This window comes from Synechococcus sp. H60.2 (assembly GCF_047462315.1).
Taxonomy (GTDB): domain Bacteria; phylum Cyanobacteriota; class Cyanobacteriia; order Thermostichales; family Thermostichaceae; genus Thermostichus.
The window spans coordinates 1-20,806 of record NZ_JANSIZ010000050.1 but is presented as its reverse complement, the minus strand read 5'-3'; the positions used below and the strand labels follow the sequence as shown (position 1 = coordinate 20,806).

Below are 20,806 nucleotides of genomic sequence, written 5' to 3'. Positions count from 1 at the left end.
CTGATTAATCCATCCTGCTTCCGAAGTTGGTTTGCTAAGTGTTGCTACTGTACCCCTTGATTCCTTAACAGGCTGTAGCAGGGCTGCAGAGAACGTCAAGGTTAATTCTCAGTTAAGAAAAAAGCCGTTGCGGGGTGTAATCTAGCTGCATCTATGAGAAGATGGTAAAGCTGTGCTTTTTGTTCGCACGGCTTCGGTAGTCTATCTGGCCAATTAGGGGATAGTATGCTGCACACACTATCTGGCCAATTAGGGGATAGGTCTCTGGCTCTGATTGGGATCCACTGCATCCTAGAGCTTTACGACTGCCCGGCCAAACTTCTGGATGATGTCTCCCTTGTGCAACAGGCCTTGCGGGAGGCAGCAAGACGCTCCAACTCCACCCTCTTGGGTGAGCTTTGCCATCCATTTGAGCCACAGGGGATCACGGCGCTGGCCCTTTTGGGAGAATCTCATATCTCCATTCACACCTGGCCCGAAGCGGGCTATGCAGCGGTGGATGTGTTCACCTGTGGTCGCCACACGCGGCCCGAAGCAGCCTGTGAATACTTGATCCAGGTGTTTCAAGCGCGGCGGCATTCGCTGCGCAAGCTGCCTCGCCGAACCACGGATGCGGTACCTGTTGAAGAGATGGCGGATTTTCCCGAAGCGCTGAGCTGTGAAACGGCCAGACGAAGGCGCTGAGATCCCGCCGCTTTTTGTAAGGGGTTCTATGAACATCCCAAAGAGCTTCTTCTGGGCACAGGAGTACTTCACCCCCTGGGACTACACTGCCCGTGCCATCACGCGCATTCTGGCCTACCGAAAAACCCCTTTTCAGGAGATGCTTATCGCCGAGACGGGAGCCTACGGCAAGGGCCTGATGCTGGATGGCCACTGGCAGTCCACCACCGTGGACGAATTCCTGTACCACGAGGCTCTGGTTCACCCGGCCCTGGTGCAGGTCGTCCAGGCGGGTGGGATCCCGCGGCGAGTGTTGATATTGGGCGGTGCGGAGGGGGCGACGCTACGGGAGGTGCTGCGTTGGCGCTCGGTGGAGCAGGTGGTGATGGTGGACATCGACGGGGAGGTGGTGGAGGCCTGTCGAGAGCATCTGCCGGAAATGCACCAAGGATCCTTTGAGGATCCGCGGGCAGAGGTGGTGATCGCTGACGCCTTGGATTTTCTTCACCAGACGGAGCCGGTCTGGGACGCGATCCTTTCCGATCTGTCGGATCCCATTGAGTCCGGCCCGGCCTACCGCCTCTTTACCCAGGAGTTTTTTTGCCAGATCCACTCGAAGTTGCGGCCCGCTGGGGCTTTTGTCATCCAAGCTGGGCCGACGGGGCCGGTAGAGTTGTGGCAGCACACTCGCATCGTTCACACCCTGAAAACGGTGTTTGCTGCTGTGCAGCCCTACGCTATCTACGCCCCCACCTACGGCGGGCCGCTGGGGTTTGCCCTGGCAGCCCAGGATCCCATCTCTTCCAGGCCGGAGCCCGAACAGGTGGATCAGATCCTGGCCCAACACCTGGATCCCGCCCGCGGAGCGCTGCGCTTCATCGATGGCATCACCCTCCTGGGACTCTACCAGGTTCCCGCCCACCTGCGCCGCGCCATTGCTGCTGAGACCACCGTCTACACCCTAGACAACCCTCCTCAGGTTGATTAATGGGATCCTGAGGTATTTGTCTTCGGTGCCATAACTTGGTAGATTCGTGAGCAGCCGAATTTCGCTTCCCTGATGAAAGTCCTGGTTATTGGTGGTGACGGATACTGTGGCTGGGCAACGGCCCTACACCTGTCCAACAGGGGCTATGAGGTGGCCATTCTTGATTCCTACGTGCGCCGCCTCTGGGATCTGCAGCTAGGGGTTTCTACCCTGACGCCCATTGCCCAGCTCGAACAGCGGGTGGATCGCTGGAAGGGGCTGACCGGCAAGGATATTCCCATTTTCGTTTGCGACGTCACCAACTACGAGGCCCTCATTTCTTGCATGCGTCGCTTTGAGCCGGAGGCCATTGTCCACTTTGGCGAGCAGCGCTCTGCTCCCTACTCGATGATTAGCCGCGAACATGCGGTGATGACCCAGGTCAACAATGTAGTGGGCACCCTGAACATCCTCTACGCCATCAAGGAGGAGTTTCCCGACTGCCACCTGGTGAAGCTGGGCACCATGGGTGAGTATGGCACCCCCAACATCGACATCGAGGAGGGGTACATCACCATCGAGCACAACGGCCGCAAGGACACCCTGCCCTATCCGAAGCAGCCGGGTTCCATGTATCACCTCTCCAAGGTGCACGACAGCCACAACATCCACTTCGCCTGCCGCGTCTGGGGCCTGCGCGCCACGGATCTCAACCAAGGAGTGGTGTACGGCGTGCTGACAGAAGAAACTGGCATGGATGAGGTGCTGATCAACCGCCTCGACTACGATGGCGTGTTCGGTACGGCTCTAAACCGCTTTTGCATTCAGGCGGCGGTGGGGCACCCACTGACGGTGTACGGCAAGGGGGGCCAAACCCGTGGCTTCCTGGATATCCGTGACACAGTGCGCTGTGTGGAGTTGGCCATCGCCCATCCCGCTGAGCCGGGCCAGTTTCGGGTGATGAACCAGTTTACGGAGCAATTTAGCGTGGAGCAACTGGCGCTGATGGTGCAAAAAGCCGGAGCCACCATGGGGCTGAAGGTGGAGATCAACTACCTAGAAAACCCCCGTGTTGAGCTGGAGGAGCACTACTACAACGCCAAAAATACCAAGCTCCTAGACCTGGGCCTACAGCCCCACTATCTGTCTGACTCCCTTTTGGACTCGCTGCTCAACTTTGCTCTCAAGTACAAAGACCGGGTGGATGTGCGGCAGATCCTGCCCAAGGTGAAGTGGAAAGGCTAACCCTTCAGGCAAGCTTGAGCTAGGCTTAGCCAGCCGCGGGCCAGGTTCTCCAGGTCATAGCCCCCTTCTAGGCCGAAGACGGTCTTGCAGGTCACCTCCTCCAGGCAAAGGCGGGCCATACGGCCAAAATCTTCCGGCTCCAGCAGCATGCTGGCCAAGGGATCCCCTTTGGCACAGTCAAAGCCCGCACTCACCAGCAGCAAATCCGGTTGGAAGGCTCGCAAGAAGGGCAAAACCTTCTCATCGAGAGCCTTTTTATAGGCCGACCAATCCGACCCAGCAGGCAGCGGCACATTGCAGAGGTTGCCGTGGATCCCGGTTTCCTGGGCCAAGCCCGTGCCGGGGTAGAGGGGGAACTGGTGGATGGAGGCATAGAGCAGTTGAGGGTGGCGCTCCACCACCGCCTGCGTGCCGTTGCCGTGATGCACATCCCAATCAAAAATTGCCACCCGCCTCACCCCCGGCTGATCCAGGGCCCAGAGGGCGGCAATGGCGGCGTTACTGAAGAGACAAAACCCCATTGCCCGTTCCGGCTCCGCGTGATGCCCCGGCGGGCGACACAGCACCAAAGCCGGCTGAGCTGCGGCCAAAACCGAGGCCGAAGCAGCAATCCAGGCTCCCACCGCCAAGCGCGCCGCCTCGAAGCTTGCTGCGGAAACGGAAGTATCTGCGTCGATGCGTCCCCCGCCCCTCGCGGCCAACTCGGCCACCTGTTGAATGTGCCAGCGCGGGTGAACCCGCTCCAGTTCCGCAAGATCCGCCAAGGGGGGATCCCGCCATTCCAGATGCTCGGCGAAAGAGGCGCTGCGCAGCGCCTTGACAATGGCCTGCAGGCGAGCCGGGCGCTCAGGATGGAAGGGGCCAGTGTCGTGGCGGAGAAAGGTCTCTGAATAGTAGACGGGCAACATACCAGGGCGAGGCAATGTTCTCGCAGTTTAGCCTAAGCCCGTGCTTCTCTACCCGTAAAAAGCTTCCGACATGGATCCCGCATAGGGGTCAACGCCAAAAGAAGCTTGTTGCAGCTTCTGCTTGACCACATCCCGCACTACCGAGCGGAGCAATTCCAGCTCAGAAGGGTTGAGCTGATCGTGGCTGGGACACTCATCGGGAGCCAGCCACATGTAAACAGCAGGAACCCGGTTTAAGATCTGCTGCATCAGCACTTCCCGCTCCCTGGCATCGTGGAAAACCTGCTGATGGGGGTGTTCAGTACAGAGGACATTTTCCAGCTCTCCCAAGGCCAGGTACTCGACAATATTAACCAACATCTTTTCCATGATCGATGTCCCTCCTAAAAATCCTTGTCGCTCTTAAAACAGGTATTCAACAAAACGTGCAATTTCCCCAGACTTTTGCCTACCAGCCGGACATTTGAGCCGTCGGCAAATCCAGTCCTCCAGCGGGAAGCCGTTGCGAATTTGTCCGTAAGATCTTTTGTACGGCTGATTCTTTCCCCTCTCATTTGCCTTCTCACTTGCCACTGAAAGTAGCCAGCAGAAACCCTCAGCAGCCAGAAAATCTCTTCACTGGCCTGGGATGCCAATGAAAAATTATCGGCGTTTTGAGGAGTACAGGGCAGGGGATTTAACAAAGACTATAGAAACTTAGCCGCAGAGAGAAGATCTTACCCAACCACTCCTCGTCCACTACGCTAACATAGGGCTATGTGGAAAATTATGAGAATATTAAGGGATTTACATATTTCTTGATAATTGACCAATTTAGCGTGCCAAAGCTTGGAATGCTCAAGCCGACGCCGAAGGTAGGGATCCGAAAAAACATGCGGTTAACCCGCCAGCGGCAAATCGACTCGCTGGGCCTGGATCCAGAAAGATTCTAGGTCGTAGTAGTCTCTTTCCTCCTGCATGAGCACATGGACAATGAGATCGGCATAGTCGATCAGTATCCAGGAGCCTGACTCTTGACCTTCGATGCGGCGCGGACTCTGTTGCCACTCCTCCCAAACCTTTTCCTCAATTGCTCGGGCAATGGCCCGTACTTGCGTAAGCGAGTAGCCACTGATCAAAAGGAAGTAATCCGCCAACGTGGAAATTTGGGATACATCCAGCAAGACAATGTCGCCGCCTTTTTTTTCTTCCGCTGCGCGAGCTGCGGTCAACGCCATGCGATAGATGGGATCCCTGGCACGGGCAGGCATGGGCTGTAGCAACTAAAACCCTCCTGAAACGACTGAGTTGCTTTGGGACATAACCTTCTCTACATCCTTTCTATCTAAAGGATGCAGCAGAAAATGATTCCGAGTCATGAGGGTGCGCGGATGAACCACTTGATTCCGATCTAGCAAAAATTTTAGGCTCAAGTCACAGACTCCCACCACGGTTTTAGACAAATCTACAAAAGCCATCTGCCGCAACCGCTCCAATTCTGGGCTGCTGCCCCGATTCGGCTCCAGAGCATCGGCTACAAAAACCACACAGCTCAATGGATCCATGCCGGGGCGTCCCAGGGTGTGGTTGGCGATGGCCGCCAAGATCTCTGCATCCTGCACCTGAAATCGCTCCCGTGCCAGCAGGGATCCCACCTCGGCGTGGAGAATGTGGGGTTCGGCCCGCTCAATTTCGTCCAGCTCCCGTTCCTGAGCCACCCTTTGCAACAGTTGCTCCGGGGGGAAGGACTTGGCCAAGTCGTGCATCAGCCCTGCCCAAGCAGCTTTTTGCTCATCCAGCCCATAATGGATCGCCAGTTGCCGGGCCATCGCCTCTACCCCCAAAATGTGGCGAAGGCGAGGGGGAGGCACCTGCTCCTGGAGCCAGGCCAACACCTCTTCCCGTCGTAAGACTGGGCTAGTCATTTTGCAACTTCAGCACTGCCATAAACGCCTCTTGGGGCACCTCCACGGTTCCCACCGCCTTCATGCGCTTTTTCCCCTCCTTTTGCTTTTCCAAAAGTTTCCGCTTGCGGGTCACATCCCCCCCGTAGCACTTGGCCAGGACATTTTTGCGCAGGGCAGGAATGGTTTCGCGGGCTATCACCCGAGAGCCAATCGCTGCCTGAATGGGCACCTCAAATTGGTGGCGTGGGATCAGCTCGCGCAGCTTGGCTACTAGAGACCGGCCCACATAAAAAGCTTTGTCCCGATGCACGATTGTGGACAGAGAATCCACCACGTCCCCGTTGATTAGGATGTCCAAACGCACCAGATCGTCGGCGCGGTAACCCACCATTTGGTAATCCATACTGGCGTAGCCGCGGGTGCGAGATTTCAACTGGTCGAAGAAGTCGGTGACCACCTCCGCCAAAGGCAATTCGTACACCAACGTCGTGCGGCCCTGAGCCAGGTACCTCATATCCTTAAAGGTGCCGCGCTTGGTCTCGCACAGCTCCATCACCGTACCAACAAACTCCTCCGGCAGGATTACCTCCACCCGAACAATAGGCTCCTCGATGCTGACGCGCTCGTTAGGAGGAGGCAGCTTGCTGGGGTTATCTACGCGGATGACCGAGCCATCATTGAGGGTAACCTGGTATACCACTGTCGGAGCGGTAATCACCAAATCCAGGTTGTATTCCCGCTCCAGGCGCTCCTGCACCACCTCCATGTGCAACAGGCCCAGGAAACCACAGCGGAAGCCAAAGCCCATGGCAGGGGAAACTTCCGGCTCAAAGTAGAGGGCAGCATCGTTGAGCTTCAGTTTTTCCAGAGCTTCTTTGAGTTCGGCGTATTGATCGGAGTTGCTGGGGAAGAGGCCGCAGAAGACCATCGGCTTGGCTTCTTTGTAGCCCGGCAGAGGTTCAGAGGCCCTGCGATGGACAAGCGTGATAGTATCCCCAACACGGGCGTGCTCGACACTTTTGATGGCGGCGGCAATGTAGCCCACTTCCCCCGCATGGAGAGACTCAACCGGCTCTTGATGGGGGCGCATCACCCCTAGCTCGGTAATTTCGTACTCCCGACCGGAGGCCATGAAGCAGATCTTATCCCCCGTTTTCACCTCCCCATCCATGATGCGCACATAGACAATCACGCCGCGATAGGAGTCGTAGTAGCTATCGAAAATCAAAGCCCGCAAGGGATCCGCCACCGTATCCTGCGGCGGGGGCACCCGCTGCACGATTGCCTCTAAGATCTCTTGGATGCCGATGCCCATTTTGGCAGAAGCCAGGATCGCCCCGCTGCAATCGAGGCCGATCACCTGTTCAATTTCGGCGATGACCCGCTCCGGCTCCGCCCCCGGCAGGTCAATTTTGTTGATGACCGGGATGATTTCCAGGTTGTTCTCCAGGGCCAGATAGACGTTGGCCAGGGTCTGCGCTTCCACACCTTGAGAGGCATCCACCACCAGCAGCGCCCCTTCGCAGGCTGCTAGGGAGCGGGAGACTTCGTAGGTAAAGTCCACGTGCCCCGGCGTATCGATGAGGTTGAGGACATAGTCCTGGCCGTCTTGGGCGCGGTAGTTCATGCGGGCCGCCTGCAGCTTGATGGTGATGCCCCGCTCCCGCTCCAGTTCCATGCTGTCTAGAAGCTGCGGCTTCATCTCGCGGGCTGAAACGGTGCCGGTTTCTTGCAGGAGCCGGTCGGCCAGGGTGGATTTGCCGTGGTCGATGTGGGCGATGATGGAAAAGTTGCGAATGCGGGAGACGGGAACGTCGGTCATAAGAACCTGTCAGGGCAAAGATTTTTTACAATGCTAGCCTCTTTGGCTCTCTGCCCAGGTCAAGGTTGTCCAGAAGTTAACCGGCAAGGAGGAAGATAGAGTCGTTTCAAACCAGATTAAGACACTTTGCCGCCGACCCGCCTTCACCCCCGGCCCCTCTCCCATCCCTCACCCCCGGCCCCTCTCCCAGAGGGAGAGGGGAGTTAGAGCGACAGCATTGCGTAGTAATAACGAGGTGGAGAAGTGTTTCATTGCTATTTGATAATGACTATAACAACCCTTCTGACGGTTGCCAGAGCAACTTAAAGCGGCTGGGACAGCTTTTCCCGGCAACGCCGACTATGGTCGATGTAACGGATGGGGCGCTCGCGTGGCAGCAATCTTACTCAGCAGATTTTCCCTCAAGGCGGAGAAACCAGAAGGAACTCAGATGAGTTGTGGCAACTCCGCCAGGGAGCTGTGGGGCCGGCTCGACAGCAGAGGGATCGGCCCAGAATCTCGGCCTTACTTGTCTAGCTTCTCGATGTAGGGGCGAATGTCGTTGAGGTCGATGTAGCGATCGGTGGCGTTGCGCAGCTCGCGGGCAATCATTCCTTCGGTGGAGACGACGGTAATCAAGGTGTTTTTGGAGCGCAACAGCTCGACGGCCCGCTCAAAATCGCCATCGCCGCTAAACAAGATGATCCTGTCGTATTGCCCAACCGTGTTGAACATATCGATAACGATCTCGATATCCAGGTTGGCCTTCTGGAAGTAGCGGCCGGAGTCTTCGTCTCGATATTCTTTGAGGATCTTGGTGCGCACCGTGAAACCCAAGCTGATCAGAGCATCTCGAAAGGCCCTTTGATCGTTGGGATCCTTGATGCCGGTGTACCAAAATGCGTTGACTAGCTCGACATTGGGCTGTGACCTAACAAAATAATCCAAGACTCGGCGCGGGTCGAAAAACCAGCCATTTTTTTGTTGGGCATAAAACATATTGTTCCCATCGATAAAGATGGAAACCCGCGTGACGGGATGGCGAAACATAAAGATTTTTCCGGGAATATAAGGTGGACTGGTCAGGAAAAGAGGGTGAAAACGAGAGTGACGATTATCCTAAGGTAAGGGGTGGCTATGGTAGGCCAGCGCCTGCTGATGCCAATCCCTCATCATAGCGAAAACAGGGATCTTTTTCCCTAGCCATTAGACCGGGCGCCTTTGGAGATCAGAGTGGGTTCCGGCTGCCCTAGGGCATAGCTGGAGCCGGGGCGATCGGCTTGGCTGACGTACAGCTCTGCCAATTGTCGGGCCAGGTTGCGGATGCGCCCAATGTAGAGGGTGCGCTCGGCCACGGCAATGACGCCGCGGGCATCGAGCAGGTTGAAGGTATGGGAGCACTTGAGCACATAGTCGTAGGCGGGCAGGAGTAGCGACACCGCCAGCCGATCGGGAAGCACCTGTTTCTGCAGCTTCTGCTGCGTGGTTTCAATCAAGCGCTTGGCTTCAGCTTCGTAGAGGCGGAACAGCTCCAGCAGCATCTCGGGATCCGAATACTCGAAGTTGTAGTAGGACTGCTCCACCTCATTTTGGAAATAGATTTGCCCATAGGTAATCCGGCCCAGGGAAGGGTGCTCACTCCAGCAGAGATCGAAAACCGAATCCACCCCCTGCAGGTACATGGCCAGGCGCTCCAGTCCATAGGTAATCTCTACAGAAACCGGGTGGCAATCCTGCCCGCCCACCTGTTGAAAGTAGGTGAACTGGGTTACCTCCATGCCGTCCAGCCACACTTCCCAGCCCACCCCCCAGGCACCCAGGGTAGGGGATTCCCAGTCGTCTTCCACAAAGCGAATGTCATGCTCTGCCGGATTGATGCCCAAAGCCCGCAGGCTGTCTAGGTACACCTCTTGGATGTCGTCGGGGGAAGGCTTGATCAGAACCTGGTACTGAAAGTAGTGCTGCAGGCGGTTGGGATTTTGGCCGTAGCGCCCGTCGGTGGGGCGACGACAAGGTTCGACATAGGCCACCCGCCAGGGATCCGGCCCCAGGGCACGCAAAAACGTGTGGGGGCTCATGGTGCCGGCGCCTTTTTCCAGGTCGTAGGGCTGCAGGATGAGGCAGCCTTGTTCCCCCCAAAACTGCTGCAGGCGAAAGATCAAGTCCTGAAAGGTGTGGGCTGACATGACAAGGGCTGGGCAAAGCTACCCTATCCTACCAATCTCCCCCGCTCAGTCGATCAGCTCTTCTTCTCGATCGGCTGAATCTGAGTAGTCCCACTCGATGGGGGGCATTTGGTCGAAGGCCTGTTTGAGGGCGCTCTCCCAGAGCTTGCGCATCTTGGCCAGGTAGGGATCCCCGGTGCGCAGGCGCAGGCGATGGGTAACTTTGAACTGATTGGCCGGCACCATCACCAGGTCGATGGGGGGGCCGACAGAGATGTTGGACTTCATGGTGGAGTCGATGGAGAGGAGGGCACATTTGGCTGCATCCTCCAGGGGGGTTTCGTAGGAGAGGGTGCGATCCAAGATGGGCTTGCCGTATTTGGTTTCCCCCACCTGCAAAAAAGGCGTTTCTGGGGTGGCCTGGATGCAGTTGCCCTGGCTGTAGATCAAGAAGAGGGCCGGCTCCTCACCGCGGATCTGTCCTCCCAACAGGAAGCTGCACTGGGCGTCGATGCCGTCTTTTTCCAGCCAGGGTCGGTCTTGCTCTTGGATGTGGCGGATTTTGGATCCCAGGTAGCGGGCCACGTCGTAGAGATGGGGCAGGGTGTGGAGATTGGGGCTTTCCTGCTGGCGCAGATCCCGCTGCACTTCCGTTAAAACGCTCTGGGTAATGGACAGGTTGCCGGAGGTGCAAATTAAGATTACCCGTTCTTCGGGCAGGGAAAAGTCGAACAGCTTTTGGTAGGTGGAGACGTAATCGACGCCGGCGTTGGTGCGGGAATCTGCCGCCATCACCAAGCCAGAACGGGTGAGGATGCCAAGACAGTAGGTCATGGGAACGATTGGCTCGGCCTTCTGATTGTAGAGGGTTGTAGAGGGTCAGGAGAGAGCGAATCCAATTTTGTGGCGGATTTCCTCCCGCAGGCGGGCGGTGATCGAGGCTTCGTCCAAATCGGCCAAAATCTGGGCAATGGCAGCTTTGGGCCCCTCTGGCCCCCAACTGGCTCCCTGGGCCAGGTAGCGACGGGCCGCCTCCCCGATGGCGTAGCAGGAAAATCCGGCCAACACCGCTTGCGTCAGGGCCACCGAACCGTAGGCCCCCAGAGAGAGTCCCCCAGCAAAGGGCAGGGATCCCCCCAGCAAGGTTTTCAGGGATCCCAGCCCCAACAGCGCCACCCATTCTCCCGCCCCCAGGCTGAGCATGCTGAGGACGATCTTCTGCAGCAGTTGGGCGGCTCCCACAGTGCTCATGGGCCAGCCATACAGGCGGGACAAGCGCAGGATGAGAGCAATATCCAGGGCCAGTCCTCCCAAGGTGTCGAGCAGGGTAACGGGGTTGAGGGCAACAGCCAGCGCCTTGGTGCGGGCAGCAGCGGCGATGAGCTCTTGGGCCTGCTGGGCACGGCTTTGCAGCTTGCGCTCAATCACCTGCTGGTTGACGCGATCGGCAAACAGGAGAGCATTGAGGGCCAGCAGGGAACGCCCCTCCCGATGCAAGACTTCCAAGATTTTCAGGCGCAGAGCATCCACTTGGGGGGGGCCGATCTCCATCTCCACGCCAAAGCTGCCATCTGGCCTCTGCACCAGGCGCGGCACCCGCGGCGAGGCCGCCACCATGACAATCTCGTTGGGAGAAAGAAGCTGCCGCACCCGCTCGTTGCGGATCTTGTCGTAGATGGCCTGGCGATCCGCCTCTGGGTACTGGTCGATTTTGTTGAACACCAGCAGCATGGGCTTGCCCGCCTCCCGCAGCGTCGCTAGGGCCTCAAACTCCACCCGCGTCAGATCCCCGCAGACAACAAACAGGATCAGATCCGACCGCTGCGCCACCTCTTGGGCCAGCCGCGCCCGCTCCTCGCCGTCCACCTCATCGAGGCCGGGAGTGTCGATCAGCTCCAGACGGGATCCCTGCCAGTGGCTGACCTGAACCGACTGCACCGAGGCCGGCAGCAGGCGGGATCCCTGCAGGGCTGCTGCAGCCAAGGGGGGTTGGGGACGGGTTTCCCAACTGATGTTCCAAACGGCAGCTCGATGGGTACGGGTGACGCCATGGGTTGGCCCCGTCTCGAACACCGGCTCGCCCAACAGGGCATTGAGCAGGGAGGACTTGCCCCGCCCCACCAGGCCAAAGGCGGCGATGTGGATGACCTCGGTTTCTAGCTTGTCCAAGAGCGCTTGCAAGTTCTCCAGCTCCCTCTCTAGGCCCACGATCTCTTGGGGGCGCAGATCCAGTTGGGCCACCCACTGGCGCAGGCTGCGCTTGGCTTGCTGGTAGTTGAGGTCATCTTCTAGGGTGTTGCGGCGAGCCATGGCCGTAGCGCTCAATAGCAGTGGAGAACAGCCCAGCGGGGGCGGGTGTCAACCCTCAACGACAACGATCGACGACAGGCAGAAAAGCTAATCTCAAAGAAAGGCAGTTGGCCTTGCCGAGATCTGCAACTTCAAAAATAACGTTAAAACTAACGTTGAGAACCGAGAGTTCGCGACAGGAGGTTTTTCATGCCCAGGGCCATCTGGAACGGGGTGGTGGTGGCGGAGACCGACCGCTACGAAACCGTGGAAGGCAACATCTATTTTCCGCCGGAATCTTTGCGGCGGGAATACTTTCAGCCCAGCTCCACCCACACCACCTGCCCCTGGAAAGGACAAGCCAGCTACTACACCCTCGTGGTCAACGGCCAGGAGAACAAAGATGCCGCCTGGTACTACCCGGATCCCAAGCCGGCGGCGGCCAACATCCGCGGCTACGTGGCCTTCTGGAAGGGCGTCAAGGTAGAACCCTAGCCGAGCCGAGTTGCCAACTGAGTATGATGGAGAAAAGTTGGAGGGGCAAGGCGATGCTGACCGATGGCCAGATCCCAGGCAGCCCAACCCGCTGGGCAAGCAGGTTGTGTTGGGCCGGATTGAGCCTCCTGTTGCTAGGTTGTGGCCCAGCAGGATTTCGCACGCCGCGTCCCACGCTCACCGGCAGCGGCCTCAACAGCATTTTCCCTGATGGGGAGCCTGCTTTCAGTGGCGATGGTCGCTACCTGGTGTTTTCCTCTGCCCGCAGCGGCAGCCAGGACATTTTTCTCTACGACACGGTGGAACAGCGGCTGGTGGACTTGCCCGGTCTGAATTCCAGCGATGTGGCCGCCACCTCGCCGGATATCAGCGCCGACGGTCGCTACATCGTCTATGTCTCCAATGCGCTGGGCAAGTCGGAGATTTTTCTCTACGACCGGCAAACCCGCCGCGTTGAGAATATCAGCAGCCGGGTGCCGGGGGATGTGCGCAACCCCACCATCAGTGGCGATGGCCGCTTTATCGCCTTTGAGAGCAACGGTCGTGGCCAGTGGCACATCGAGATTTTCGACCGCGGCCCGGCGGCGGCCACGCAGCCCTCTTTACCCGCCTCTTCCAACGCTGGCGATAACCCCTAGAGGGATCCCCCAGCTAGGATAGACTCCCCACCAAGAGCTGTTGCATGGTTCTTTCTCTGGCCCAGCGACTTCACCCTCTCCGCTCCAATGTCTTCGACCAAGTGGATCAGGCGAAGTGGGAGGCACGCCGCTCCGGCTTGGATGTCATCGACCTGTCTCTGGGATCCTCAGACCTGCCCCCGCCTCCCGAAGCTCTAGCAGCCATTCAATCGGCTTTGTCGGATCCCACCACCTACGGCTACACCCTATTTCACGACACGGCTGATTTCCGCGCCGCCTGTGCCAAGTGGTACCTGAGGAAGTTCGGCCTGGAGATCGACCCGGAAACGGAGGTGCTGCCGCTGATCGGATCCCAGCAGGGAACGGCCCTTCTACCGCTGGCCCTGCTCAATCCCGGGGATATTGCTTTGGTTACCGACCCCAGCTACCCCTCCCATGTGGGCGGGATCCATCTGGCGGGGGGGATCCCGTACTACCTGCCTCTACGGGTGGGAAACCGCTTCCTGCCCCAGTGGGACGAGATCCCGGCGGAGGTCTGTCGCCAGGCACGCCTCTTGGTGCTGAGCTATCCCCACAACCCCACCACCGCCACCGTCACCCCGGAGTTTTGGCAGGAAGCGCTGCAATTTTGTCGGCAGCACGACATCATCCTGGCCCATGACTTTCCCTATGTGGACTGGCGTTTCGACGGCCAGGTGGCTCCCTCGGCGCTGCAGGCGGATCCGGACAAGACCTGCACCATCGAGTTCTTTTCCCTCTCTAAGTCCTATCACATGGGGGGGTTCCGGGTGGCCTATGCCATCGGCAGCCGCGAGCTGATCCGAGCTTTGCGCCTGGTGAAGTCCACCATTGACTTCCACCCCTACCAGGGCATTCTGCGGGGGGCGGCGGCGGCCTTGGCGGCTCCCGATAGCTTTTTGGATCACTGGCGGCAGGTGTACCGCGAGCGGCGGGATATCGCCGTGGCGGCTCTGCACCGCATCGGCTGGCCCGTGCCCCTGCCGGAGGCCACCATGTACCTGTGGGCGCCTTTGCCGGAGCCCTACCGTGGTTCCTCGGCCCAGTTTTGTCTAGACTTGGTACGGGCCACAGGCGTTGCCCTGTCGCCAGGCTCTGGCTTTGGCCCCAGTGGCGAAGGCTATGTCCGCTTTGCCCTAGTGGCGGAGGGATCCCGGCTGGAGGAGGCGATAGGACGGGTTGGGGAGTTTTTGTCCCAGTGCATTGCTTAGCCCCTCTCTCTAGGAGAGGGGAGGTAGAGCTGCAGGTTCGTAACAGCGTTGGCTAGCAACAGCTGTGGTTTCCTTGCCGCAGCTTTTTCCAGTTTCATCAGGTTTTTGCAGACGAGGGGGATCCGAATTGCACTGGCTGCGTCAGAGTGCCGGAAAGCCCTGTACTGGGCAAGGATTGGCAAAGACAGGAGTCATGGGCTGTAGCCAGCCGGTGTCGGGTAATCTGAGCCAGGATAGGAGTTGTGTTGGCTGAGTTGGCTCCTGAGGGGCATGGAGAAGGAAACGCTCGAGAGTTTTTTGTCCATCCGGGGGGTGATGGGGGTGGCGCTCCTGAGTCGGACAGGCCGCCCTTTTTTCTACCGCTCTTTTCAGAACTTGGACAGCCGGCAGCAGCAGGCCCTTGCCGAAGGGCTGTTTCAGGTTTTGCAGACCATGCCCCCAGGCCTTGACTACTTTGACTTTCAGTTTGCCGAGCAACGAGTCTTTGTCTACCCCTTAGGGCCGGAGTGGGTGTTGCTGGTGGCGGTCAATGACGAGCTGGTGATGCCGGTCTACACCTTGGCCGTCAACCGCCTGCGAGCCGAGCTGCAACAGGATACGCCGAAGGGCCTGGCCACCTTTCGCCTGTTGACCAGCCAGGCGGAGGCCGTCCGGAACCCTACCCAACCCAGCTCCACCCTAGCAGAAGGCAAGCCCACACCAAGGGAGGAGGCGACCCAGCCGGCAGCGACAGGCAGCCGCATGCAGATGGATGTCTTTGTGCAATCTCTCAATCGCCTCTGCCAGATCACAAGCGGCTATTTGGGCAAGGCAGTGATCGTCAACTATTGGAAGGCAGCGCGGCAGGAAGTGGTGGAACGCCAGGGATCCTCAGCCGAGTGGCTCAACCAGTTCGAGATCGAGCGCAGCGGCCAAATCCACTACCGGGGCACCCTCAAGGAGCTGGACGAATCTCAACAAAAGGTGCTGCGGGACTGGGTACTGGCTTTTTTCCGCCGCTGCGAAGAGGTGATCCACGACTTTCGCAATTTAATCAAATCGGCTGAATTGCGCTGGTAAAAGCAGAGGAAGCTGCTTTTCAAACAGCGTCCTCAAAGCGCCATGGCCGGTTCTTGGCCGCGGAAAATCCAGGCTAAGCTATGACCATAGCAGATCACCCCAGGTGCAGACGGGATCCCTGACCGAGGATGGCTCCTCTGGCCACCACGAACCGGTGGAGTGAGGATCTGCTTTGCTACCGCGATGCCACCGGATCCCTCGCTACCATCTGCTTACGGCACGCTAGGCGAAGGAGTTGCCATGCTGAGAATCGTCACCCAGCTAACCGAGGCTGAAGCCGAGCTTAGACGGATCTCGGAGCGCACTCAGGCTGACCAGAACCTGCACCGTGAGGCCACTGTGCGGGAGATCCTGCAAGCAGTGCGCCGTCAGGGGGATCGCGCTCTACTGGCCTACACGGCTGAGTTTGACCAGGTGGAGTTGAGCGTGGCGGAGCTGAAGGTCTCGGGGGCGGAGCTGGAGGCGGCCTACCAGGCGGTATCGCCGCAACTGCTATCGGCCCTGCGCCTGGCCAAACAGCGCATTGAAGCCTTTCACCGGCAGCGGGTGCCCAGCAGTTGGGTGAGCTTTCCCGGCCCTGAGATTGTCTTGGGCAAGCAGTACCGCCCCGTGGACCGCGCCGGCCTCTACATTCCAGGAGGGCGGGCCGCCTATCCCAGCACCGTGTTGATGAACGCCATTCCGGCCAAGGTGGCGGGGGTGCCCGAGATTGTCATGGTGACCCCACCGGGATCGGACGGGCTGGGGGGCAAGGGGATCAGCCCGGCTATTTTGGTGGCCGCCCAAGAAGTGGGCATCCACACCATCTATCGCGTCGGCGGGGCCCAGGCCATTGCAGCGCTGGCCTATGGCACCGAGACCATCCCCAAGGTGGATGTGATCACCGGCCCCGGCAACATTTACGTGACTTTGGCCAAGAAGCTGGTATACGGCACGGTGGGGATCGACTCGCTGGCAGGGCCTTCCGAGGTGTTGATCATCGCCGACGAGAGCGCCAATCCCCTCTATGTTGCCGCCGATCTTCTGGCCCAGGCCGAGCATGATCCCCTGGCGGCGGCCGTTCTCCTCACCCCCGATCTCCAGTTGGCCCAACAGGTGCAGCAGGCGGTGGCGGCCCAACTGGAGACCCACCCCAATCGCCTGATGGTGGAAAAGGCGGTGGCCAACTACGGGCTCATTGCCGTAGTGCCGGATCTGGCGACAGCAGTCAACTTGTCCAACCAGTTCGCGCCGGAGCACCTGGAGCTGCAGGTGGCGGATCCCTGGGCCCTGCTGGATCCCATTCGCCATGCGGGGGCAATCTTCCTGGGGCACTACACTCCAGAGGCGGTGGGAGACTACCTGGCCGGGCCCAACCACACCTTGCCCACGGCGGGGGCGGCTCGCTACGCCTCAGCTCTAGGGGTAGAGACCTTCCTGAAGTACTCCAGCCTGATCCAATACGGCTCGGCAGCTTTGCAGGAGGTGGCTGGCGCGATCCAAGCTCTGGCACAAGCGGAGGGGCTGCCCGCCCATGGCCGCTCGGTGCAACTGCGCTTGGCCGAGGGGAGCTAGAGAGTTTGGCCTGGCCGCAGGTTGGGTGACGATGGCAGCTTCTGTCTGGCGAAAGGGGCGGTGGTGGAGAGGGGCTCTGTCTGCGGCCATGGGATCCCTGCTGTTGGCGACGATGGCGGCTGCGGAGGGGATCCCTTCTCCGCCGCTGGCCGTGCCGTGGGAGTGGGTGTATGCCCTGCAGGAGCAGGCGCGGCAACGGCAGTGTACGCTGATTGGCCTGCTGCGCAGCCGGCCTCTGCCGGCACCGGATCCGCAGTGGCAGGTGTACACGCGGCTGGATTTGGTGGCCACCCCTCAGGCCAGTCGGTTGACCAGTGTGTTGTTTGCCAAGAACACTCGTACCCAAGCCTTGCAAGTGATCTATCAAGCTTCAGCGTCTGTGTACGACCCCGCCGAGCCCTTGGATTTTGCCATGATCCTGCCTCTGGCCTGGCAGGACAACACTCTGCTGGCGCGGGAGTACGCAGGCTGGTTCCAAACCGATTTGAGCTGGGATCGGGCGGTGATCTGGCCCTTGCCCACCGACTCGACTGGGATCCCGCCGGTACAGGTTTGGGAGCCACCGCCGGCCCTGGGATATGCCGAGCTGCTGGGCTGGGATCCCCAGGCGCGAGGGCGGGTGCTGTTTGCCGTGGCCGATAGCCTGGAAGAGGTGCCGCGGCTGGTGAGCGTTGGCTCCTCTTCCGATTGGTTGGTGCGGGGAACGGCCACGCTGACCGTCCCCGATTCCTCGGGTTTGGAAGAGGGCTGGATTGGGGCTGTTCCCGCAGGGTCAGCGGCCATTTGTCATGCCGGGAACTTTGGGCTAAACATCAGGTAGCCCTTCTCGATAGCCCTGAGCTTGGCGTTAGCGGATCCAAGACCGCGGGCGACGCAGCAGGGCCAAGGGATCCAAGGGCAACGTCGATAACCAAGGAGTGGGGCGAGCATGTCAAGACCGCAGGTACGGCGGGGATGGCCTCTGGAGGCCTTTGTGGGCGATGTTATCGTCTGTACACTGGAGGGATCCCATCTGGATCAAGTGACGGAGATCCGCGTCAGCCCGGCGGGCAAAGGGATCCGGGTTAGCTTCGGGGATCCCTTGGGGCGCTCCCAAGGGCCGGTGCAGGCCACTGCCGAGGCACTGACCGTAACTTTTGAGATCGATCCCAGCACCTACCCTGGCGAAAAACGCATCGAGCTGATCTCGCCGGCAGGGCCCAGCGATCCCCTGCCGTTTTTGGTGATGATGTAGAGTCGCGCGGCGAGGAAGTGGGTCATGCCGTTTGCGATTGCTCCGAGCGATGTGGGTGTGCTGCTGCTGGGGGTGGGCCTGTTGCTCTTGGCCGGCGGTTGGGCCTGGTGGCTGCGACGACAGCAGCAGGCTGCTCCCCCAGACTCGACAACTGTTTGGCCGGCAACGGCAGTTGACCTCTCTGCCCTTACGGTGGAACAGGGGGCCCAACTGCAGCCCTTCGAACAGGCGGTGGCAGATCGGCCCCAGGATCCCATTGCCTGGTACAACCGCGCCACCACCCTCGACCACCTGGGGCAGGCCCAAGCTGCCCTGGCCAGCTACGATCGTGCCCTGGAGCTAAAGCCAGATTTTCCCGAAGCCTGGAACAACCGCGGCTCTCTACTGGACGATCTCGGCCGTCACCAGGAAGCGCTGGCCAGCTACGAGCGGGCTTTGCACCTAAAGCCGGATTTTTTTGAGGCCCGCTTTAACCAGGCCAACACACTGCGGCAACTGGGCCGCTACCAAGAGGCCCTGCGCGCCTACGAGCAGATTCTCACCTTCCGCCCCGATAGCTCGGAAACGTGGTATCTGCACGGGCTAACCTTGGCCTCGCTGGGGCAGTGGCAGGGATCCCTAGCTAGCTACGACAAAGCCCTGGCCATTAACCCCAGCAATCCCCAGGTCTGGCAAAGTCGCGGGCTGGCCCTAGTGCACCTGGAGCGCTACGCCGAGGCCCTGGCCAGCTATGAACGGGCCCTGCAACTGGGATCCGCATCGGCTTCCCTCTGGGCCGGCCACGCCCTTGCCCACCACCGCCTGGGCAACTGGATGGAAGCTCTCAACAGCTACGACCGCGCCCTGGCCCAGGATCCCCAGCGCCCTCAGATCTGGGTGCAGCGCGGCCTGGTGCTGATGGACTTGAACCTCTACGGGCTGGCCATCCAGAGTTTTGACCGGGCCCTGCAGATGGATCCCGAAGATGCCGAGGCCCACTACGCCAAAGCCTGCTGCTGCGCCTGGGAAGGTCAGGTGCCCCAGGCTCTGCAAGCCTTGGAGCAAGCCCTGCGCCTGCAGCCGGAGCGCTACCGCCCCTTGCTCTCCTCTGAGCCCTATTTCGACCTCATTCGCAGTGAGCCGAGCTTTACGGCCTTCCTGACAGCCCTCTCCGGCCTTGGAACCGACACGGAGGGATAGCTTGGTAGCTCCGTATTTCGTGCGGGGCGGAAAAGCCTGTAAGCAACTTTAGTTGCTCATCGTCTGCGTCCTGAGTTCCAGAGGATGGGCCGGCAACAGCAATCTGGTGGCTCCGCCCAATGCAGAGGAAACCCGCTGATTTTCCGTAGAGATGCTGTTGCTTACAGCGAAAAACCTGAGCAAACTGAGAACACTCCAGCTCCTGGCAAATCTCGGGGGCAGGATGTGTTCTTCTTAACATCTGGTAGCATTTTCATGGACACAACCTGATACTGTCTGCCTGCAAGCTTCTTCGCGGTTGGTTCCAGGGGAAGTCTGATTTCGCCTGGCATCCGCCGTCTTTGAGTTGTTTGGGTACTGATCGGGTCTTAAATGACTGCAGCTCAAAAAGTAAAGAAAAGAAAAAAAGTAGTTGTCTATGCTAACAGCTCCTCAGCGGTCTTCTCTCGACGCCTCCGAGCCGCCAACGCCATCGACAGCCGCGGCTCCCCTATCTTTGACTAAAGCTAGTATTGGCGATTCTGGATCCCGAGCTGTGGGTGCGTCTATGGCATCCAAACATGAAGATGTTAAAGCTCAAACTGCTGCACTGTTGCGACTGTACCACCAGACTCGGGATCCGGCCCTGCGCAACCGGCTGGTGGAAATGAACCTGGGCTTGGTGCGTAAAGAAGCCCACCACTGGCGCAGCCAATGCAATGAGGCCTACGACGACCTGGTGCAAGTGGGATGCATAGGGCTCATCCAAGCCATCGAGCGCTTCGATATTACCCGCGGCCTGGCCTTCAGCTCCTTCGCTATGCCCTACATTCGCGGAGAAATTCAACACTACCTGCGAGACAAAAGCCCAACAATGCGGATCCCACGCCGCTGGGTGACTCTGCAGCGGCAAGCCAAGAAGGTGATTGCGCGCCTGCGGCAAGAGTTGGGCCGTCCCCCCTCTGAGGCGGAGGTGAGGGAAGCCTTGCAACTAACGGAGCAGGAATGGCGAGAGATGGAGCTGGCTCGACAAAACAGCCTCTTGCTCAGCCTCGATGCCCCGATTCAAACTGAGGAAGACAGTGTTGCGTTGGGAGATGTCGTTCCCGATCAGCGCTACCGCAGCTTTCAACTGGCTGAAGAAGACCGCATCCGTCTGCAACATGCCTTAGCCAAGCTGGAAGAACGCACCCGCCAGATTTTGGAATTTGTCTTCTTCTACGACCTCACCCAGAAAGAAACGGCAGAGCGGCTGGGGATCAGCGCCGTTACGGTTTCCCGCCAGGTCAAAAAGGGCCTGGAGCGCTTGGCCCAGTTACTCAAGCAGGACATTTTATGAACTACCCCACCGCGCAGGCGGGTGGGGTTTCCCCATCCGCTTGACAGCAGAGCTTTTGTCTCTTCTTCTGCCCCAGTTGCTTCATCGATCCCGTGTACCGGGTCTGTGAAGTAGAGCTGAAGCATCCAAGACTCACGAGGCGGGTTCCCAGCCCCGGTTGCTGATTAGTAGCAACG

General features: G+C 59.3%; 21 protein-coding genes. 12 read left to right on the top strand and 9 right to left on the bottom strand.

The genetic code is table 11. From position 1 onward, the window contains the following. Window positions 1-225 precede the first annotated feature (225 nt). The 3 genes from speD (at window position 226) to NW845_RS09010 (ending at window position 2,875) form a co-directional block, all read left to right on the top strand. The gene (speD, locus tag NW845_RS09020) at window positions 226-684 is read left to right on the top strand and encodes an adenosylmethionine decarboxylase (RefSeq protein ID WP_414365648.1); all 459 of its coding nucleotides are present in this window, start codon (window positions 226-228) and stop codon (window positions 682-684) included. Between the two features lie 28 nt (window positions 685-712). Further along, window positions 713-1,651, top strand: a complete 939-nt coding sequence (locus NW845_RS09015; RefSeq protein ID WP_414365649.1) for a spermidine synthase — start codon at window positions 713-715, stop codon at window positions 1,649-1,651. 72 nt (window positions 1,652-1,723) lie between these two features. After that, window positions 1,724-2,875, top strand: coding sequence for an NAD-dependent epimerase/dehydratase family protein (locus NW845_RS09010; RefSeq protein ID WP_414365650.1), 1,152 nt, complete (start codon window positions 1,724-1,726; stop codon window positions 2,873-2,875). Here NW845_RS09010 and NW845_RS09005 read toward each other — a convergent pair. The 9 genes from NW845_RS09005 to NW845_RS08965 form a co-directional block, all read right to left on the bottom strand. Further along, window positions 2,872-3,783, bottom strand: coding sequence for a histone deacetylase (locus NW845_RS09005; protein ID WP_414378207.1), 912 nt, complete (start codon window positions 3,781-3,783; stop codon window positions 2,872-2,874). The two genes, NW845_RS09010 and NW845_RS09005, sit on opposite strands and share 4 nt — an antisense overlap. A 48-nt stretch (window positions 3,784-3,831) precedes the next feature. After that, window positions 3,832-4,152, bottom strand: coding sequence for a hypothetical protein (locus NW845_RS09000; RefSeq protein ID WP_414372209.1), 321 nt, complete (start codon window positions 4,150-4,152; stop codon window positions 3,832-3,834). 509 nt (window positions 4,153-4,661) lie between these two features. After that, window positions 4,662-5,033: a ribosome silencing factor gene (gene rsfS / locus NW845_RS08995; protein WP_414372206.1), complete on the bottom strand. Its 372-nt coding sequence runs from the start codon at window positions 5,031-5,033 to the stop codon at window positions 4,662-4,664. A gap of 12 nt (window positions 5,034-5,045) precedes the next feature. After that, on the bottom strand, window positions 5,046-5,687 hold the full coding sequence (gene yqeK, locus NW845_RS08990) for a bis(5'-nucleosyl)-tetraphosphatase (symmetrical) YqeK (RefSeq protein WP_414365653.1): 642 nt from the start codon (window positions 5,685-5,687) through the stop codon (window positions 5,046-5,048). Further along, window positions 5,680-7,491: a translation elongation factor 4 gene (lepA, locus tag NW845_RS08985; protein WP_414365654.1), complete on the bottom strand. Its 1,812-nt coding sequence runs from the start codon at window positions 7,489-7,491 to the stop codon at window positions 5,680-5,682. Before lepA ends, yqeK begins: the two co-directional genes overlap by 8 nt. 504 nt (window positions 7,492-7,995) lie before the next feature. Next, window positions 7,996-8,520: an NYN domain-containing protein gene (locus NW845_RS08980; protein ID WP_414365655.1), complete on the bottom strand. Its 525-nt coding sequence runs from the start codon at window positions 8,518-8,520 to the stop codon at window positions 7,996-7,998. A 149-nt stretch (window positions 8,521-8,669) separates the two neighbouring features. Further along, entirely contained in the window at window positions 8,670-9,656 is a 987-nt protein-coding gene (gene glyQ / locus NW845_RS08975) for a glycine--tRNA ligase subunit alpha (protein WP_414365656.1), read from the bottom strand. Window positions 9,657-9,701: 45 nt separating this feature from the next. Beyond that, window positions 9,702-10,469 (bottom strand): peptidase, encoded by a 768-nt coding sequence (locus NW845_RS08970; RefSeq protein WP_414365657.1) that lies wholly within the window; start codon window positions 10,467-10,469, stop codon window positions 9,702-9,704. Window positions 10,470-10,514: 45 nt separating this feature from the next. Continuing rightward, a complete protein-coding gene (locus tag NW845_RS08965) occupies window positions 10,515-11,945 on the bottom strand; it encodes a DUF697 domain-containing protein (RefSeq protein WP_414378205.1) in 1,431 nt (476 codons plus the stop codon). A gap of 189 nt (window positions 11,946-12,134) precedes the next feature. On the opposite strand from NW845_RS08965, the gene NW845_RS08960 reads away from it, so the two are divergent. The 9 genes from NW845_RS08960 (at window position 12,135) to NW845_RS08920 (ending at window position 20,630) form a co-directional block, all read left to right on the top strand. Continuing rightward, on the top strand, window positions 12,135-12,419 hold the full coding sequence (locus NW845_RS08960) for a DUF427 domain-containing protein (protein ID WP_414365659.1): 285 nt from the start codon (window positions 12,135-12,137) through the stop codon (window positions 12,417-12,419). 53 nt (window positions 12,420-12,472) lie between these two features. Beyond that, on the top strand, window positions 12,473-13,057 hold the full coding sequence (locus tag NW845_RS08955; protein ID WP_414378203.1) for a TolB family protein: 585 nt from the start codon (window positions 12,473-12,475) through the stop codon (window positions 13,055-13,057). A gap of 44 nt (window positions 13,058-13,101) precedes the next feature. After that, window positions 13,102-14,286, top strand: coding sequence for an LL-diaminopimelate aminotransferase (locus NW845_RS08950; protein WP_414378201.1), 1,185 nt, complete (start codon window positions 13,102-13,104; stop codon window positions 14,284-14,286). Between the two features lie 270 nt (window positions 14,287-14,556). Then, the gene (locus tag NW845_RS08945) at window positions 14,557-15,345 is read left to right on the top strand and encodes a hypothetical protein (RefSeq protein ID WP_414378199.1); all 789 of its coding nucleotides are present in this window, start codon (window positions 14,557-14,559) and stop codon (window positions 15,343-15,345) included. 240 nt (window positions 15,346-15,585) lie between these two features. Next, window positions 15,586-16,899: a histidinol dehydrogenase gene (hisD, locus tag NW845_RS08940; protein WP_414334957.1), complete on the top strand. Its 1,314-nt coding sequence runs from the start codon at window positions 15,586-15,588 to the stop codon at window positions 16,897-16,899. Window positions 16,900-16,930: 31 nt separating this feature from the next. Continuing rightward, window positions 16,931-17,719, top strand: coding sequence for a hypothetical protein (locus NW845_RS08935; protein WP_414378198.1), 789 nt, complete (start codon window positions 16,931-16,933; stop codon window positions 17,717-17,719). 108 nt (window positions 17,720-17,827) lie between these two features. Beyond that, entirely contained in the window at window positions 17,828-18,133 is a 306-nt protein-coding gene (locus NW845_RS08930; RefSeq protein WP_414334959.1) for a hypothetical protein, read from the top strand. 24 nt (window positions 18,134-18,157) lie between these two features. After that, on the top strand, window positions 18,158-19,312 hold the full coding sequence (locus NW845_RS08925) for a tetratricopeptide repeat protein (protein ID WP_414334960.1): 1,155 nt from the start codon (window positions 18,158-18,160) through the stop codon (window positions 19,310-19,312). A gap of 418 nt (window positions 19,313-19,730) precedes the next feature. Continuing rightward, complete coding sequence (locus tag NW845_RS08920; protein ID WP_414378196.1) at window positions 19,731-20,630, top strand: RNA polymerase sigma factor SigF; 900 nt, start codon at window positions 19,731-19,733, stop codon at window positions 20,628-20,630. Window positions 20,631-20,806: the final 176 nt, after the last annotated feature.